The organism is Levilactobacillus namurensis DSM 19117, assembly GCF_001434785.1.
GTDB lineage: Bacteria > Bacillota > Bacilli > Lactobacillales > Lactobacillaceae > Levilactobacillus > Levilactobacillus namurensis.
In genome coordinates, this window is record NZ_AZDT01000003.1 from 1 (window position 1) to 16,827 (window position 16,827).

Below are 16,827 nucleotides of genomic sequence, written 5' to 3' on the forward strand. Positions count from 1 at the left end.
TGGGAACAGATGAGGTTCTAATAAGTGTTCGGATAATTCTTGCAATCTCCCGTTTTAATTAATGGTCTGATCTCAGTACTTTACTGAGATCAGACCATTTTTATTCGGGTCTAGAATTTTTGATGTTGGAAAGTATTTCCATTCCAAAAGTACTAGGCCCTTTTTGATAACAAAAAAAGGCATCTAAGCCTCCCTAGTGCTATGCTTTAAGCGACGAAACTCAAGATAAGCGGGGTAGGAATAGATGTCTCAACTAGCTAATACACTTAAATTACTGGGAATTACAGACACAAACATTCAGGTGTTCGGTACTCGTGATGAATTTCATGGTCGGGGAACGGCTGAAGCTCAATACTTTCTATCATGGGTTAAGAAGATGGGATTAGATAAGTCCACGGTATTAGCCATTGATGTAGAAGCGCCGGGATTAACCTGGGCAACTACTGGCCAAGTTAACGTGTTCCTGAAATACCTGATTAGTCACGGGTATAAGAATGTGATTACGTACGGCTCAGGTAGCTGGTTCAATGCTGGCCGGATTAATCGGTCCCAGTTAGTAGATAAGGCAATCTGGGTGGCGGCTTATGGTGTCAGTCAACCGGGGGTAGCTAATGCCAACGCTTGGCAATATACCGACAACTGGCACGGAGTGGATTGCAGTTATGATTTCGATGGTAAGCTGTCTGGTAAGGTTACCAAGGCAACGCCTAAGAAAGCCTCATACTGGGCTGATAATGGCTTGTATGAAGTGATTACCAGTGAGGTTAACGTGTATGGTAAGCCAGCCCTAGACAAGGCTAATAAGCGCCGTATTCACTTCTCAAAGGGAAGCACAATCTATGGTAAGGCTGTTAAATATAGCAAGGTGTACCGGATTAAGACTGATGTTGGTTACATCTCTGCTAATAAGGACTACGTGAAGCTGGTCAGAAAGTCGGGTGGTAAGTAATGACCTTTGATCGTTGGATTGAATTAATCACGTTAGCTTTGGCTGTAGTCGCGGGTATCTATGCAGCTTTGATGGTTGTCATGAAGCCCTTCACAGATCGGCTGCAAGACATTGCTCAAAGTATGAAGGATAGCAGCCAGCGAATTGAACGGCTGTTTAATTCGCAAAATACGCTGCGTGAAGATTTAATCACTAGCAGAAGCGAGCATAAAGTTATCAACGAACGCTTAGACAATGTTGAAGATGATGTACGTTAACTGAAAAGTAAATAGTGCTAGAATTAATTTAATCCTTCAAAGTTGACACAACCAAAAAGCCACTCATCTCATCACGAGGTGGGTGGCTTTTTTGAGTAAGTTAAGTGACAGCATTGATTGATTGTTATATGATTGTGTATGTCCTAAATGGACACAAGCAACGCTCCTAAGCAAAGCCTGTATGTCCTAAATGGACACAAGCAACGCTCCTAAGCAAAGCCTGTATGTACTGATTTCAGAAAAGCCCTCTATTCCGCATAATAGAGGACTTTTTTGTGTGCATTCTGCTTAATTTAAACGGACAAGTATACATCTAAAAGGTGAACGTATCGTCTGAGAGCACGTGATTATTTACTTTTTACTTTGTTAGCATCGCCGGTTTCCAAAGTCTGTATTTGAGTCGTAAGCGTATTTTGTTCAGACTCAGTTAACGATTCAAAAAAAGTTTTTTGTAATTGGGCTAATCCGTTTTGTTGAGTTGAGCTATACCCTAAAATTACCATAGCTTTCATAAAGTTTTTTAGATGATTGTCAATTCTGAGCGTAGTATCAAAAGTAACACCATCTATTTGTTTAGACTTTGTTTTGTTTGATTCGTTTAGAGAAGATATGGAAATTTCTTTTTGGGGCTGGGGCGCCGATTTTCTAGGAATTATTTTGCTTTTATTTGAGTTAGGATTGTGTAAAAGTTCCACCATGCTAGTCCGCCCTTTCAATAATTTCTTGTGCCACAGAATCGTATAATCTAATTATTTTTTTATCGAACTGATCTTTTAGAAATACACCTCTGATTGAATATCTTTTGATTCTTTCCATATTACGAATTAGGGTTTTTAACATGTTTTCTTTCCCAAATTCTTCTTCTGCTACTTCTAATGTGCTGTGATCAACAGGCGCCCCATTCTTTAATAGCACAGGAAGTATACCGAGTAAATTCAAACTAGGTGCTTCGTATTCATCGATTACCTGTTCCTGTATATATTTTAGAAACGATTCGGCACCCTGAAGACTGTGCTCTTGAGTTTGAAGGATAATCAGAACCCAATCTGAAGCGTATAAGGCGCTATCAGAAATTAAGGAAATAGTCGGTGGCAAATCAAATACCACAAAATCATATTTTTCTTTTAGTGAAGCAAGTAGCTTGCTAAAATATGTAACTCTATCTTTATAATTATTTTTAAACTTTTTTTCCATAATCCGTGGGTACAATGAAAAATCTGCGCTTGATGGAATAAAGTCAATGTTTTTATCCAAAGTAACCAACGATCTTGATAAGTCCTCTTCTTGGATTGATGCAAGCAAGGTTTGATTAAATTTAATATCATCGTGGCCTAAATTAGCCGCGGTTTTAAAGTAAATATCTGTAGCGTTTGCTTGAGGATCGAAATCAATTAATAGCGTTTTTTTACCAGCACGAGCTAGTGCCAGGCATGCAAGCGTGGCATTTGTTGTTTTACCGGTGCCACCTTTAAAATTTCCAAAAGTAATTACTTCACCCATTATACTGACCTCCAATTAAGTATCCTAATATACAAGGATACTTGGATACAAGGATGATAACATACAAAGATACTTGGATACAAGGATACAAGGATACATTTCTTCTCAAAAGCCGTTAAATTAAGATTAACTGCAAGTATCCTAATATACTTAGATACAAGGATACAAGGATACTTAGATACAAGGATATGAATATACAAGGATACAAGGATACAAGGATACATAAAAAGAAATGTTGATTTATCACCAAACAACGAGTAATATTGGTTACATAAAATAGAACATAAAAAAACACCCACCGACGGGAATCGGTGAGCGCCACATAAAAGTCATCGTTGCTTAATGACTATTATATCATGGCCGGTGTGATTTTTAAAGCCCTAGGGGACAAGCTGGGGTCTAAATCCAAGGGGACACGTTTGCCAGTGCGACTTCAATAAGTCTGGCTATACCACAACAAGGTCATCTGTACGGCTGGGTGGTGAATGGTGAGCGCGACCATTAACGGCGCGGGTGGTAAAACGAAGCTTCGGCTTGGTGCCACTGATTAGTTGGTGATCGAACAAAAATAAATACGTATTACCAACGCCTACTAGGGCGTTTTTTAGTAGGTTAAACCGAAAACGTAGGTTTATAATGAGTGGTGGTAGCAATACCGCAATTGTACAGACAAGCGACGGGCGTTAACGACCGACGAACTAAGGGGAAACTTTTAGTAGTAGAATTGTACTCTGGTTCAGTTATTCCAAATAGCTGATTCCAGGGAACAATTCTGCGCTCAAAACGTCACTCCCTCTAAACTGAATGGAAAACCGTAACCCGTCAAGACAAATATAAAGAAAAAAAGAAAGTTGGTGGAATTGTTGGAATGTAAGGATTACATTGTTCCATTGAATCCAGATGTGATCGTTAAGAAGACAATCTATCGGAGTTCTGCAAGAATTACTGATCGACAAAGGAACCAAGTGAAGAGAGTTTTGCGTAGTCAAGGGTATCAGGGAAGAATTAGTAGTATTCGATACACTCGGGTAAATTACAAGTATTCATTTAAAGTATCAGTGAAGTATCGGGGAAGTGTTGGCAAATTTTTGGTTAATACAAAGAATGAGACAGTTGAATTTAAGGGAATGGTCTAGGAGTAATACCAGTAAATTTTACAAAATTTCTTTCCCCAATTAAAACCAATCTGCGACCTATACCACTTCTTTTTTGGACAAGTTCACAATCAAAAAATAACGGAATGTGGAAGTACCAGGGCGTGAGGGGGTTACTTGGGATAAGCCGCCTTATGTGAAGTAGAAATTGGTATACTAAAAAAGGCTCCCGGTTTAACACTGGAGGCCTTTTTTCTAGGTTACATGTTTTGAGGATGAATGTTTTTATCTTCGTAGCTTTTACTTGGGTGCTGTAACATGATGAATACTGCTTAGTTTTTGGTGCCGTACCCCGCAACAGATGCGTCGCTTCATCGGCATTATCTTAAATGCTAAGTACCGAGTTGAGAAGGATCATCAGGATATTGGGGTCCTAATCCCACTTGATGATGAGGAGCTGAAGCCTTTAATGACCAAAGCCTTGAGACGCTACTTTAACGCTCTTAGAAGCAATGAGAAGCACATTAATAACGTTGAAAACTACTTGTACGGCACCATGCAAAACCTATTTGGGGTTTGGTGGAATAAACAAGCGGCTAGAGAATATGCGGCCAACCACCCCGAAGAGCAAAACGCTGACAATGAGCGCTTTTAGAATTAAACGGCATATAAGCTCATCTAAGCCGTTTTAAGTGTTCGGCACATAATTATATTAAAGCCGCTTTAAAACCGTTTAGAAGCTAAAATAGGCGCCTTAAATAGCTGAATAGGCGATAACTAATCTAGAAAGATGGGAAAGGAGTTTTTTAAATGACCAAACCAAGCAAAGAAGTCGAAAAAATAGAGCAATTGTTGGCTGACCCCTGGACAGTCAATATTTAAGGCATTTGGGAACAAGCGGCACATAATCCAGACCCTGATAAGCGCAAGTTGTTTGACGCGTTACACACTTACCTCTTACGATAAACGGCAAGAAAAAAATTATCAACGAAAAGCATTTCGTGATTTAACATGGACGAGTCAAAGAATCAGTGGTTGGAATGAAAAGGAGACACAAAATATGACTAAGACACAAGCATATATGGACAAGTATCAATTTACAGTTGCAGAAAACAAACGGTTTGCTCGAACAAATTTTACCAAGCTAGTACACACTAGTGCCCGCTTTGAAGGCGTAAATACCACTTTGCCGCAAACACAAACCATTATGGACGGCATGAGTGTGGCAGGCGTTCCTGTTGAAGATATTTTGACAATTGTTAACTTAAAGCGTGGGTGGCAATATATCACTGATCAAAATTCCTCCTTAACGTTAACCATGGAAAAACAAATTAACAAGATTGTGGCCGCGGAAGACGCCTTAGTACCAGGAGAATTACGGCAAGGAAAAGGAGGAGTTGATTTAGGCAGTGAAGACTTTTTTGAACCATCCTTAATTAACGAAAAACAAGAACAATCCTTTTTACAAAAAATTTTGGCTGATCCGCAAACAACGACCACTGATAAAGCATTGACTGTTATGTATCATAATATGCGCCAACAAATCTTTTGGGACGGGAACAAAAGGACGGCGACTTTAAGTGCTAATAAAATTATGATTGACGGTGGTGCAGGCTTAATCAATGTGCCGTTAGATAAGTGGGATCAATGGAACGAACTAATTGCCAATTATTATCGAACTAATGACATGGCTAAAATTAAACGGTGGACATATGACAATGGCATTCAAGGATTACAAATTAGAGCAAACTTAGAGCTTAAATCAGTTGAAGACGAAATTGGTAAAAGAATCCAAGAACAATTAAAAGATTTTGCGGATCAAAACCCAGAAATTAAGCCAAAAAATGATCCAGAAAATAAAAACGATCGGCCTAGTTATTAGGTTGATCGTTTTTGAGCTTATTCGGCTTATGGGTATTAACGTAATCGGCAAATGTTTTTAAAAGCTCTTCGGTTTGTTCAACCGAAAGGTTATCAGCTTGAAAGTATTTTTCTAGCAAAGCTCCTTTTTGAATTAATCGGCGAGAACGTGCTTTGCGGTCTTGTCGGCTTTCATAGTATTTAGATTGCCGTAATTTAAAATCTTCCCGCTCAATTTTTTGTTTTAAACGCGCTTGCTGCTCGACTAGTTTTTCATATTGATTAGACATGGAATTTCCCCATCTCGTATGGCTAATGATCTACGGACTTTACCTTTAAAAATTCAGAAAATTGCTTAGCTAAAAGCTTAATCTTATCGTTAGACAAATTAGCATAATCTAAATTGGCTTGACTGATGATTTGTTTACCTAGCCGTTGTTCAATCTTATTTTTTTCGTCCTTAATTTTTTGATTAAGGGCTTTTAATTTAGCTTCTTGTTTTTCTAAGTTACTTTGAGACATAACGATCCCTCCAATCATATTAGAAATAATTACCGAAACTATATCATATAGGAAACGTTAAGTCAAAGTATAAAAGTTGAAATAGCGAAGCGGAAGGCATACACTAAAAGTAAATTCAGGAGAATCAGCAGACCGAGTGAAACGAGGTCAATGCGCACTTACACACAACAACTAAAGTTGGTTGTGTTATTATGCTAAACCCTTGTATCAGAAGTCGCCGTTGGCGACAACAAAAGCAAACCCATGAACCCAAAGAAAGGTGGTGACCGACATGGCAATTTTTCACATGAGTTTTCAAAATATTAGTGCTGGTAAAGGACGTAGTGCCATTGCTGGAGCTGCTTATCGAAGTGGTGAAAAGTTATTCGATCAAAAAGAAGGTCGAAGCTATTTTTATGCTCGGTCAGTCATGCCAGAAAGCTTTATTTTGACACCAAAGAATGCGCCAGCATGGGCGAGTGATAGAGAAAAATTATGGAATGAAGTCGAAAGAAAAGATCGGCGAGCAAATTCACGCTATGCAAAAGAGTTTAACGTGGCTTTACCAGTTGAATTAAGTGAAGATGAACAGAAAGAATTATTGAAAAAATATGTACAAGAAAATTTTGTTGATGAGGGTATGGTTGCCGACGTAGCAATTCATAGAGATCACCTAGATAATCCGCACGCTCATGTTATGCTAACTAATCGTCCATTTAATCCAGACGGAACATGGGGATTGAAAAGTAAAAGAGAAAATATATTAGATGAAAATGGGAACAAGACTTATACAGGAAATAGTCGTTTTCCAAGATCAAGAAAGGTGTGGCTAGTTGATTGGGATAAAAAAGAAAAAATAACTGAATGGCGGCACAATTGGGCGGTTAGTGTCAATCAAGTTTTAGAGCAAAAAAATATTCCCGATCGGATCAGCGAAAAATCATTTATCGAGGAGGGAATAGATGATATCCCAATGCAACATGAGGGAATCAATAGTAAGCGGCATGAAAGAAAAGAATTTAACCAACAAGTTAAGGACTATCGCAAGGCCAAAGCCAGTTATAAAAATAACCAAGAAAAAGTAATCAATAGAGGTCATTTAGATAGCCTAAGTAAACACTTCTCGTTTAATGAAAAACGGGTAGTTAAAGAGTTAAGCCATGAACTGAAAACTTATATCAGTTTGGAGAACTTAGATGATAAGCGGCGCATGCTATTTAATTGGAAAAACAGCACCTTAATTAAACATGCGGTTGGTGAAGATGTGAATAAACAATTATTGACAATTAACCAACAAGAAAGCTCATTAAAAAAGGCAGATGAACTCTTAAATAAAGTGGTCGATCGTACTACGAAAAAACTTTATCCAGAGCTTAATTTTGAACAGACCACACAAGCTGAAAGACGAGAATTAATTAAGGAAACCGAAAGCGAGCAAACAGTTTTCAAAGGCAGTGAATTAAACGAACGTTTAATGAATATTCGTGATGATTTATTGACCCAGCAATTATTGACCTTTACCAAGCGACCATACGTTGGTTTTAAGTTATTAATGCAACAAGAAAAAGAGGCCAAAATTGATCTGAAATATACGCTAATGATCCACTCTGATAGCTTAGAAAGCCTGGAACACGTCGATCAAGGGTTACTAGAAAAGTATTCACCAGCAGAACAGCAAAAGATTACTCGAGCAGTCAAAGACCTACGGACAATCATGGCCGTTAAGCAAGTCATTCAAACGCAATACCATGAAGTATTGAAAAGAGCCTTTCCCAAAGGTGATTTAGATGGATTGCCATTGATTAAACAGGAACAAGCCTATACAGCCGTGATGTACTATGATCCTGTTTTAAAGCCATGTCAGGCCGAAACGATTGAACAGTGGCAAGCAAATCCACCACAGGTTTTCAGTACCCAAGAACATCAATTAGGGTTAGCTTATTTGTCGGGGCAGCTTAGCTTAGATCAGTTAGAAAATCATAACTTACAACGAGTTTTAAAGCATGACGGCACTAAACAACTCTTTTTAGGTGAATGTAAAGTCGATCCAACGATTAAGAACAGTCAGATTGAGAAAATCCAAAAACAGTTAAAAGGGCAACAAGCCAAGGACGACCAGTACAGAAAAGCAAATATCGGACATTATCAACCACTGAACTACAAGCCAGTTAGTCCAGACTATTACTTAAAGACGGCCTTTAGTAACGCAATCATGACCGCCCTTTATGCCCGTGATGAAGATTACCAACGGCAAAAACAGGCGCAAGGTTTAAAGGAGACTGAGTGGGAAATGACGAAAAAGCAACGGCAACACCAAACTCGAAACCGGCATGAAGATGGGGGCATGCACTTGTAATCGGAATAAAAAATGCACCGTTAAACCTGGTTAAAAGCGGCTGAACAAGGTAAAACAGAATTAGAACAAAAGCTGAATCATAAGGAGTGAACGAACATGACCACTGTTATCTTAGCTGAAAAGCCTAGTCAAGCCCGTTCATACGTCCAAGATTTTCAAAAGAGCATAAAAAGCAGGGTTACTATACGGTTAGTGACCCTATTTTGCCCGAAAAATACAAAGTTGAAGTGTCAGCTAGTAAACAAGCATAATTCAGGATCGTTAAAGACCTGTTAACCAAAGCCGATACCATTATTGTTACCACCGATAGTGGTCGAGAAGGGTCAAATATCGCGTGGTCGATCATGAACCAAGCGCATATTGATGTTAAGTCGAAAATGATTAAGCGCCTTTGGTTGAATAGCCTAGAAAAAGACGCGATTATTACCGGCTTTAAAAATCTTGGTGATTGGCACAAAGACTATTTGGCTTATAAAGAAGCCCAAACCCGTCAAATTAGTGACTGGTTAATTGGTATGAATGGCAGTCCTTTATATACTTTGTTATTAAGACAAAACGGGGTACGCGGGGTGTATTCGATTGGTCGAGTACAGACGCCAACCTTATATATGGTCTATCAAAGAGACCAGGCAATCAAAAACTTTAAGCCGGAACCCTATTTTGAACTAAATGCGGAAATTTTAGCCAATCAGCAAAAATTCGTCGCAAAATTAGACCCCTATCAGCGGTTTAAAGATGAAACAGGGCTAATGACATTCATGCAAGCTAAACACGTTCAGAAAGGCTCACAGGGCGGTTTAATCAAGGACGTGCAAAAGCAGGCTAAAAAGAGTGCCAGTCCCCAACTATTCTCGCTATCCAGTCTGCAAAGTGCGATGAATAAACGGTATCATGCCAGTGCCAGCCAAACCTTAGCGGCTATTCAAAGTTTATATGAAGCCAAGTTGTTGAGTTATCCCCGAACTGATTGTGCTTATATCACTAATGAAGAATTTGAGTATTTAGTGGCTAATCTGACGAAGTATCTGGGGTTAGTCTCTAAGCGAGTCGCTTTAACCAACACCACCCCGAATAAGCGCTATGTTAATGGAAAAAAGGTTGAAGAACACTACGCCATTATTATGACTAAAGTCGTGCCGACTAAAGATCAATTAGCTGCCTTGCCTAAATTGCAGCAACAGGTCTATGATTTGGTTTTAAGAACGACGTTAGCGATGTTTGCTGATCCGTATGAGTACGAGGAAACCACCATTATCACCCAAGTTGGTGACGCCAATTTTAAAGCAACCGGTAAGGTCCCAACTAAGCAGGGTTGGCAAGCTTTATTTGATGAAAACAAAGCCGACCAGCAAAAGGCAGCCACCCTACCGATCGTTCACCAAGGCGACCAAGTTCAAGCAAATCTGCAAACACCGCAAAAAGAAACGCCCCCACCAGTACCGTTTACCGAAGGGACATTAATCACAGCCATGAAGACGGCCGGTAAAACACTTGATGATGAAGCAGCCCAAGCAATTCTCAAAGACGTGCAAGGAATTGGGACAAGTGCGACCCGGGCTAATGTGCTAGAAGTGTTAAAGAAACGTGGCTATTTAGTTACTGAAAAGAACAATCTCCACGTCAGTGAAGCCGGAATTACTTTATGTAAAGCGGTTGAACTCGAACCCTTGCTAACTAGCCCAGAAATGACGGCTAAATGGGAGCAAGCGTTACAACAAATCAGTACCGAAGAACGTACCCCGGATAACTTTTTGAACCAAATCAAAAAGTTCGTGGCAAAGTTGATCGCTGATGTTTCCACGCAATTAACTGGCAGTGCAGCCATTAAGCAACAAATCAATCATCAGCAGCAAGCGCAAAAAGCCGCCGAAGTCTTCTTAGAAACACCGCAAGCGACCGTTTTAAATAAACAGAAGTTTTACATTGTGAAGCCTAAGCAAGGCGAAGACTTTACCTTACCCAAGAAATGGAGCAGCAAAACCCTCGGTAAAACTGCAATCAAAGCCTTAGTCACCAAGGGTGAAACCAGTAAATTAAAGGGTTTCAAGAGCAAAAAAGGAAAGTCGTTTGACGCCAAGTTAAAGCTTGACGGCCATAAATTAAGTTTTGATTTTGATTAGAAGCTGCCTACCGCCCTACACTACGTTCCGGTTGGTGAACCCGTCATTTAGGTTCACTTTTACAACCCTAAAAGTAAACCTAAACAACGGGTGAGATTAGCAACGCAAAGGAGATCATAAATATGGATAACGAATTAACAGTCATTGGGAGTGAATTACCGGTTTTGCAGACTAAAGGAACCTACAAATATTTAAAAGAAATTACTGGAAATGGGGCTTATTATCAAGTGGCTTGGCAAAAATTAGCCGATGGCTACCTTGCCCTTTATGGCACGACCCCCGAGTGGGAATAAAATGCAGGTATCACTTGAAGTGAAAATCTTGATTTGACGGCATTTCAGACGAAGTGAAACGGGTTGAAATAGGTAGAATTTACTTGGTTTCCTGCCAAAATCCTGCCACAAAAAGAGCCATATCTCAAGCAATCTGCTATGAGTATATGGCTCTTTTTGTGGGATCGGGCACTACTATTCATCTGAACTTGAGTTAACTGTTATTTGTTGCTCGAGCAACATGGTATATACGTCATTTTCGATAAATGAATTAAGCATGCGAACGTTTGAAAAAATCTGCAAATTTTCTTGATAGTGTTCTTTTAATTTTGAGGCGCTAATAAATTTCTGATCCTCAAGGGTGAGTTCTGACAGAATTCGCTTGAAGGCATTTGAGATGACCGTGGAGATTTCCTCCTTGGTTAGTTTTTCAAATTTAATCTTTTGATCAATTCTTGAATATATTGGAAGGCCCACCGTGGATGCAATAGTTTCCTCATCGTTGAAATTAGACGTTAGGATGAATATGCAACTAGATACATCCACTTTGTAATTGATGTCCTCGAAAATACCCTCATCAAACATTTGATAAAATACGTTATATAAGCTAGGGGACACCTTGTCGAATTCATCGATTAGGACGATGTTTGATTCGCGCGATAGTAAGTCCCTAGCCATGGATGGCCGAGCATGTTCATCACCGAAAACATATTTGAAGGCTTCTTCGGTTTGCATCATTGAAAACTGAATTCGTGTTAACTTACCATGGTAGAAGTTGCTAATATTCTTAGCTAATTCAGTTTTACCTACGCCAGAGGGTCCGTAGAACATCATGACAGTGGGCTTTTTCTGGTGATGGTATGCCGCTTTGTACAATCCTACGCACGATGCGTGTTTAGCATTGTTTTGTCCAATAACTTTTCCGGTTAGTAGCTGAGAGTAAAGTTTTGTGACCTCGGTCGTACTTGGAGAAAAATATGGCGACGTTACTTCAACAATCTCATCCTCATCAAAGTTGGATCTGATGGAGTATTCAACTCGTTTCGGAGGATTCTGAATATACAAGTTTTCGATGTCGTGGCCTAGTAGTACAATATTCGAGAAATTTGAGATTACGTGTTCTGTGACCGATGCAAAGTCATCAGCAAAAATTACCACATTACCAATTTTATCGCGGCTAAATTCGGCATCTTTGTTGCCCATAGTATCGTTGGCGCGGACCGTTACATTATATTGACGAATCAGCTCCATAAATGGTGTGTAATTGTCCTCTACTTGATTTTGATTAAGTAGGGAGCGGAAATCTTTGCTCGATCCGTAGAATAGTTGAATATTTGCCATTAGCGAACCCCCGCTAAAACGACATCGAAAACATCAAGCGATTTTTCGTCGTTAGAATCAGCATCCTGATGGGATTGAGCCTGCTTGGCTAAGCCGCTAAATCCGACTTCGGACTGCTGACTGTCAAGATTGAACTCTGTTTCAAAATCGAGTTGGGATAGCTTTGTTGTACCGACGTGAATAGCATACAGAACTAAGTTCATTTTAGGCAAATCCTGAATACGATAATTGTTCTTAAAAGCATCAATGTTAAAACGAAATACCTTTTGAGTGGTGATGGATTTACCAAATTTTGAATCAGTTTTTTCTCCGACCACTTCGTAGTAACCTTTAGAGTTTCGGATGCCACTGTTCATTTTTGAAATTGCCATGGTAATATCTGGATTGTCGAGCTGTTGATGTCCCTCCATCATCTCTGTTAGGGGCGCTATAGTTGCGAAGTAAGTCATTGAATCCTTCGGAATTGAGAGTGCGTAATCTTCCTTAATATCTAATAATGGCGTTCCCCGTTTTGATTCTGCGGACTCTAAGAAATCATAAAGCAAAGAATTCTCAATGACGGTTCTGGCAATTTTACTTCCGTTGAGAGATCCATTTGCTCCCATCATTGAGTTGATGCCGGCGGATAAGCCAGAGATATGACTCACCAGTTTATTGACTCCGACATCTTCGTCTAGTTGTGCTTTTATGTCAGCATCTGCGCCAATTTTCCCAGTCATAGATCGAATTGTTTCCTCGGTTCTCGTCAGATGTCCTTTTTGACGAACCTGTAATAAATCTACAGCGGAGGTTTCATCAAAGTAGATGATTTTTCGTGGCAGGCTTTTCTTCATGTGTGTTCCGCCTTATCTATATAATTTTTATTGATTCATACGTATTATAGCAGAGTAGAAGGCTTTTATGGTCGATTTTCGAACAAACGTTCCCGAACGTGGTGGTCTTTTAATTCACTCATTTAGAGACTAAGAAGTTTTGAAATTTGGATTTTAGAAGCTGATAGCATATATTGATACTGTGGCTCGCTAGGTGTATACTAAACACATGGAAAATCCTAAGTTCGAGTTTTACACGCGTCCAAGTGGACACAATGAATTCCAAGAATTCTTAGATAGTTTGAAGCCAGTGGAAAAGCAGAAGCTGGTCACCGTCATTGCCAAGACACAGAAATTTGGTTTACAAGTGGCGGCGCGCCAAATGTGGATCAGAAAAATATCAGATGGCATCTTTGAGCTTCGGACAACAGGATCGAATATCCAGCGGGGCTTGTACTTTCACGTTGAAGGTCCGCGTTATGTGATTACGCATGGCTTCACGAAGAAGACCCAGAAGACGCCGGTGTCTGAACTTAATCATGCCAAAGAACTCAGGACAGAATACTACGATAATTTGGGAGGTAAGTAACATGGCAAAGAACATTTCTTTTGACGATTATCTCGCTGAACAACTTAAGGACCCTGAATTCAAGGCAGGCTTTGATGCCGAATCTGCCAAACTTGAGAGCGCAGTGGCGTTGATGAGCGAGCGCGAACGCGCCGGTTTGACCCAACGGGAACTAGCCGAGCGGGCAGATGTGCCGCAATCAACGATTGCGCGCATCGAGCATGGCCAGAACACTAGCTTTGATACCATGAGCAAGATTGCCTTTGCACTGGGAAAGAAGCTCAAGGTTGAATTCACTTAGAATATAGCGATGTCCCCATGTTTGTGAGCGTCAGTTTTCGGAACTTCGAGACTGGCGCTTTTCTTTATATGATTGATGCGTGATACTTGAAACATAATACTGACGAATCGAGGCTGTTTCATGAAGGAAGCAGATCAAAAACGAGCCGCCACGGCCTTTGTCAAGCGTTGGCAAGATCGTGGTAATGAACGACAGGATAGTCAGACCTTCTGGTTGGACTTGCTGGAGACTGTCTATGATATTCCTAATCCTGGTGAGTACATCAGTTTTGAAGACCGAGTAATGCTGGATCACACCAGCTTTATTGACGGTTTCATTGACACAACCAAGGTGTTGATTGAACAGAAAGGCCGAAATAAGAGCTTGTTTGACGGCATACGGCAGTCTGACGGCAGTCTGCTGTCTCCATTTGAGCAAGCAAAACGATATTCCGCCAATTTACCGTACTCTAAGCGGCCGCGCTGGATTATCACGAGCAACTTTACCCAGTTCTTCGTGTATGATATGGAGCAACCTAATGGCGAGCCGGCAGTGATCCAGCTTAAGGACTTACCGACTGAGTATTACCGTTTGGACTTTATCGTCGATCAGTTGAATCCGCATCTCGACAAAGAGATGGAAGTTTCAATGCAAGCTGGTGAGTTGGTCGGCAAGATTTACGATGAACTGTTCACGCAGTATCGTGATCCTACTAATGCCAGCAGTCAGCGTAGTATTAACGAGTTGTCTGTACGTCTAGTGTTTTGCTTGTACGCTGAAGATGCTGGCATTTTTGGCCGTCATGGTATGTTTCACGACTATCTCAATGAATTTGAGACGCGGCATCTGCGTACGGCCTTGATAGACCTGTTTCGTGTGCTGGATACGCCAATCGATAAACGCGACCCATATCTGGAAGAAAAGTTGGCTGAGTTTCCGTATGTGAATGGCGGAATGTTTACTAATGAGGAAGTTGAGGTTCCACAATTCACCGATTCGTTGCGCGCTTTGATTCTAGATCAAGCCAGCAAGGAGTTTGACTGGTCTGAGATCAGCCCAACAATTTTTGGTGCGGTGTTTGAGAGTACCTTGAACCCAGACACGCGACGTGAAGGTGGCATGCACTATACCTCGATTGCAAATATTCATAAAGTCATTGATCCAATGTTCCTAGACGGTCTCCGAAATGAGCTGACTGAAATCAAGCAAATTAAGCAACGTAAGACCATGATTCAGCGCGCGACAGATTTTCAAGCCCGGCTCGGTAAGTTGCGTTTCTTTGATCCAGCGTGTGGGTCAGGTAACTTTCTGACTGAAACCTATTTGTCATTGCGGAAGCTCGAAAACCAGGTTATCAGCTTGATTTACGGGAATGAAAGCATGTTGGCAGTTGATGACGATTTGATCAAGGTGTCCATTCAACAGTTTTATGGTATTGAAATCAATGACTTTGCGGTGTCCGTCGGCAAGACAGCGCTGTGGATTGCTGAATCGCAGATGATGGAAGAAACGGCGGCGATTGTTTACGCGAATATGGACTTTTTGCCATTGAAGACGTACACCAACATCACAGAGGGCAATGCCATCCGTCTCGATTGGGAAACGGTAGTCGGCGGCGAGAGAATTACTTACATCATTGGTAATCCACCATTTTATGGTCACGAAAAGCGGACACGCGCGCAAGCAGCGGACATGGATATTGCTTTCCATGATTTTACCAAGTATGGCAAGCTGGATTATGTGGCGGCGTGGTACAACAAAGCGGCTGACTTCATTCAAGGTAAGACGACCGAGGTCGCCTTTGTTTCAACTAACTCGATCACGCAAGGTGAGCAAGCGCCAACGCTTTGGCCAAAACTATTCGAGAAGGGCATTGAAATTCAATTCGCCTATCGGACATTCCGCTGGAGCAGTGAGGCCAAGGAGAAGGCGCAAGTCCATGTGGTCATCATTGGCTTCACCGGCTACCCACGCAAGGAGAAGAAGCGTCTGTTTGAAGGGGGGCAGATGAAGCTGGTTGACCATATCAATGCGTATCTTACCGCGGGAACTGATGTATTCCCACAGCCACGTCGAAAGACTAGTATTTCCGGTGCCAACTTTCCTGTGATGTCTAAGGGAAGCCAACCAACAGACGGGGGTAACTTAATTCTTTCTCCAGCGGAACGAGCGGCGTTAATTAAGCAGTACCCGCAAACAGAAAGTTATATCCGACGTTATGTTGGCTCCAGAGACTTTATCAATAATGTTGAGCGGTACTGCATTTGGTTAAAGGGTGTATCACCAAGTCAATTTCGTTCTGTTCCACCAATTATGGAACGGTTAGCGGCCGTCACCGAAGCAAGATTAAAAAGTCCTACACCGTCAGTTAAAGCATTGGCGGAAATGCCCATGTTATTCACTGAAATTCGTCAACCGGATTCAAACTATCTAGCGGTCCCTGAGGTTTCGAGCGAAAACCGACGTTATGTGCCGATGGGGTGGATGTCTCCAGCGGTTATTGCCAGCAACAAGCTGTATCTCGTTCCGAATGCCAGTCTGTATATGTTCGGTGTGATGACTTCTAATGTGCATATGGCGTGGATGCGTGCGGTTGCTGGTAGAATGAAGAGCGATTACAGTTACTCGCCAACCGTCTATGCAAATTTTCCGTGGCCAGAAGTTGATGATAAGCAAAAGGCGCAGATTGAACAAACAGCCCAGAGGATTCTCGATGCCCGTAAACTTTACCCGGATAGTAGCTTAGCTGATCTCTATGATCCGTTGGCGACAGTTCCTGAACTGCGCAAAGCCCACCAAGATAATGATCGAGCCGTTATGCGGGCATATGGGCTGATAATTAAAGGCACCACCGAGAGTGATACCGTCGCCATGCTGTTTGAACGTTATCGGCAACTGACCAAGTAGAATTGCGAGA

The 16,827-nt window shown here is 41.1% G+C and carries 14 protein-coding genes and 4 pseudogenes; 12 read left to right on the forward strand and 6 right to left on the reverse strand.

What is annotated here, in order from left to right; translation table 11 throughout:
• Positions 1 to 244: 244 nt before the first annotated feature.
• From FD30_RS11835 to FD30_RS00610, 3 genes and pseudogenes are all read left to right on the forward strand, one after another.
• Positions 245 to 628 (forward strand): annotated as a pseudogene (locus tag FD30_RS11835) (GH25 family lysozyme); the annotation flags it as partial.
• Between the two features lie 120 nt (positions 629 to 748).
• Positions 749 to 949 carry a DUF5776 domain-containing protein gene (locus tag FD30_RS11840; protein WP_225426493.1) on the forward strand — a complete coding sequence of 67 codons (201 nt, stop codon included), beginning with the start codon at positions 749 to 751 and terminating at the stop codon, positions 947 to 949.
• Positions 949 to 1,206, forward strand: coding sequence for a hypothetical protein (locus FD30_RS00610; protein ID WP_056943488.1), 258 nt, complete (start codon positions 949 to 951; stop codon positions 1,204 to 1,206). The genes FD30_RS11840 and FD30_RS00610 overlap by 1 nt, the downstream gene beginning before the upstream one ends.
• Positions 1,207 to 1,553: 347 nt before the next feature.
• On the opposite strand, the gene FD30_RS00615 is transcribed toward FD30_RS00610, so the two are convergent.
• Together FD30_RS00615 and FD30_RS00620 are read right to left on the reverse strand one after the other, a co-directional pair.
• Positions 1,554 to 1,904, reverse strand: a complete 351-nt coding sequence (locus FD30_RS00615; protein ID WP_011222016.1) for a DUF5388 domain-containing protein — start codon at positions 1,902 to 1,904, stop codon at positions 1,554 to 1,556.
• A gap of 1 nt (position 1,905) precedes the next feature.
• The gene (locus FD30_RS00620; RefSeq protein WP_015639692.1) at positions 1,906 to 2,706 is read right to left on the reverse strand and encodes a ParA family protein; all 801 of its coding nucleotides are present in this window, start codon (positions 2,704 to 2,706) and stop codon (positions 1,906 to 1,908) included.
• Positions 2,707 to 4,128: 1,422 nt separating this feature from the next.
• Between FD30_RS00620 and FD30_RS00625 the strand changes: the two are divergent.
• The 3 genes and pseudogenes from FD30_RS00625 to FD30_RS00630 all read left to right on the forward strand — a co-directional run.
• Positions 4,129 to 4,455: pseudogene (locus tag FD30_RS00625) on the forward strand (replication initiator protein A); the annotation flags it as partial.
• A gap of 155 nt (positions 4,456 to 4,610) precedes the next feature.
• Positions 4,611 to 4,810 (forward strand): annotated as a pseudogene (locus FD30_RS11695) (hypothetical protein).
• 50 nt (positions 4,811 to 4,860) lie between these two features.
• Positions 4,861 to 5,682 carry a Fic family protein gene (locus tag FD30_RS00630; protein ID WP_056943489.1) on the forward strand — a complete coding sequence of 274 codons (822 nt, stop codon included), beginning with the start codon at positions 4,861 to 4,863 and terminating at the stop codon, positions 5,680 to 5,682.
• Here the strand turns inward: FD30_RS00630 and FD30_RS00635 are convergent.
• Together FD30_RS00635 and FD30_RS00640 are read right to left on the reverse strand one after the other, a co-directional pair.
• Complete coding sequence (locus FD30_RS00635) at positions 5,672 to 5,950, reverse strand: hypothetical protein (protein ID WP_056943490.1); 279 nt, start codon at positions 5,948 to 5,950, stop codon at positions 5,672 to 5,674. The two genes, FD30_RS00630 and FD30_RS00635, sit on opposite strands and share 11 nt — an antisense overlap.
• Before the next feature lie 22 nt (positions 5,951 to 5,972).
• Positions 5,973 to 6,200 carry a hypothetical protein gene (locus FD30_RS00640; protein WP_076621456.1) on the reverse strand — a complete coding sequence of 76 codons (228 nt, stop codon included), beginning with the start codon at positions 6,198 to 6,200 and terminating at the stop codon, positions 5,973 to 5,975.
• 253 nt (positions 6,201 to 6,453) lie between these two features.
• Here FD30_RS00640 and mobQ point away from each other — a divergent pair, with 253 nt between their 5' ends.
• From mobQ to FD30_RS11650, 3 genes and pseudogenes are all read left to right on the forward strand, one after another.
• On the forward strand, positions 6,454 to 8,517 hold the full coding sequence (gene mobQ / locus FD30_RS00645; protein WP_056943491.1) for a MobQ family relaxase: 2,064 nt from the start codon (positions 6,454 to 6,456) through the stop codon (positions 8,515 to 8,517).
• Positions 8,518 to 8,613: 96 nt separating this feature from the next.
• Positions 8,614 to 10,637: pseudogene (locus tag FD30_RS00650) on the forward strand (type IA DNA topoisomerase).
• 122 nt (positions 10,638 to 10,759) lie between these two features.
• A complete protein-coding gene (locus tag FD30_RS11650; protein ID WP_125715963.1) occupies positions 10,760 to 10,930 on the forward strand; it encodes a hypothetical protein in 171 nt (56 codons plus the stop codon).
• Between the two features lie 174 nt (positions 10,931 to 11,104).
• Here the strand turns inward: FD30_RS11650 and FD30_RS00655 are convergent, their stop codons facing one another.
• On the reverse strand, positions 11,105 to 12,250 hold the full coding sequence (locus FD30_RS00655) for an AAA family ATPase (RefSeq protein WP_056943492.1): 1,146 nt from the start codon (positions 12,248 to 12,250) through the stop codon (positions 11,105 to 11,107).
• Positions 12,250 to 13,083 (reverse strand): DUF6414 family protein, encoded by an 834-nt coding sequence (locus FD30_RS00660; protein ID WP_054719984.1) that lies wholly within the window; start codon positions 13,081 to 13,083, stop codon positions 12,250 to 12,252. Before FD30_RS00660 ends, FD30_RS00655 begins: the two co-directional genes overlap by 1 nt.
• Before the next feature lie 208 nt (positions 13,084 to 13,291).
• Between FD30_RS00660 and FD30_RS00665 the strand changes: the two genes are divergently transcribed.
• From FD30_RS00665 to FD30_RS00675, 3 genes are all read left to right on the forward strand, one after another.
• Positions 13,292 to 13,651 carry a type II toxin-antitoxin system RelE/ParE family toxin gene (locus FD30_RS00665; protein ID WP_003589709.1) on the forward strand — a complete coding sequence of 120 codons (360 nt, stop codon included), beginning with the start codon at positions 13,292 to 13,294 and terminating at the stop codon, positions 13,649 to 13,651.
• A 1-nt stretch (position 13,652) separates the two neighbouring features.
• On the forward strand, positions 13,653 to 13,931 hold the full coding sequence (locus tag FD30_RS00670) for a helix-turn-helix domain-containing protein (RefSeq protein WP_003589707.1): 279 nt from the start codon (positions 13,653 to 13,655) through the stop codon (positions 13,929 to 13,931).
• A 120-nt stretch (positions 13,932 to 14,051) separates the two neighbouring features.
• Entirely contained in the window at positions 14,052 to 16,817 is a 2,766-nt protein-coding gene (locus FD30_RS00675; protein WP_056943493.1) for a DNA methyltransferase, read from the forward strand.
• The last annotated feature ends 10 nt before the right edge of the window (positions 16,818 to 16,827 follow it).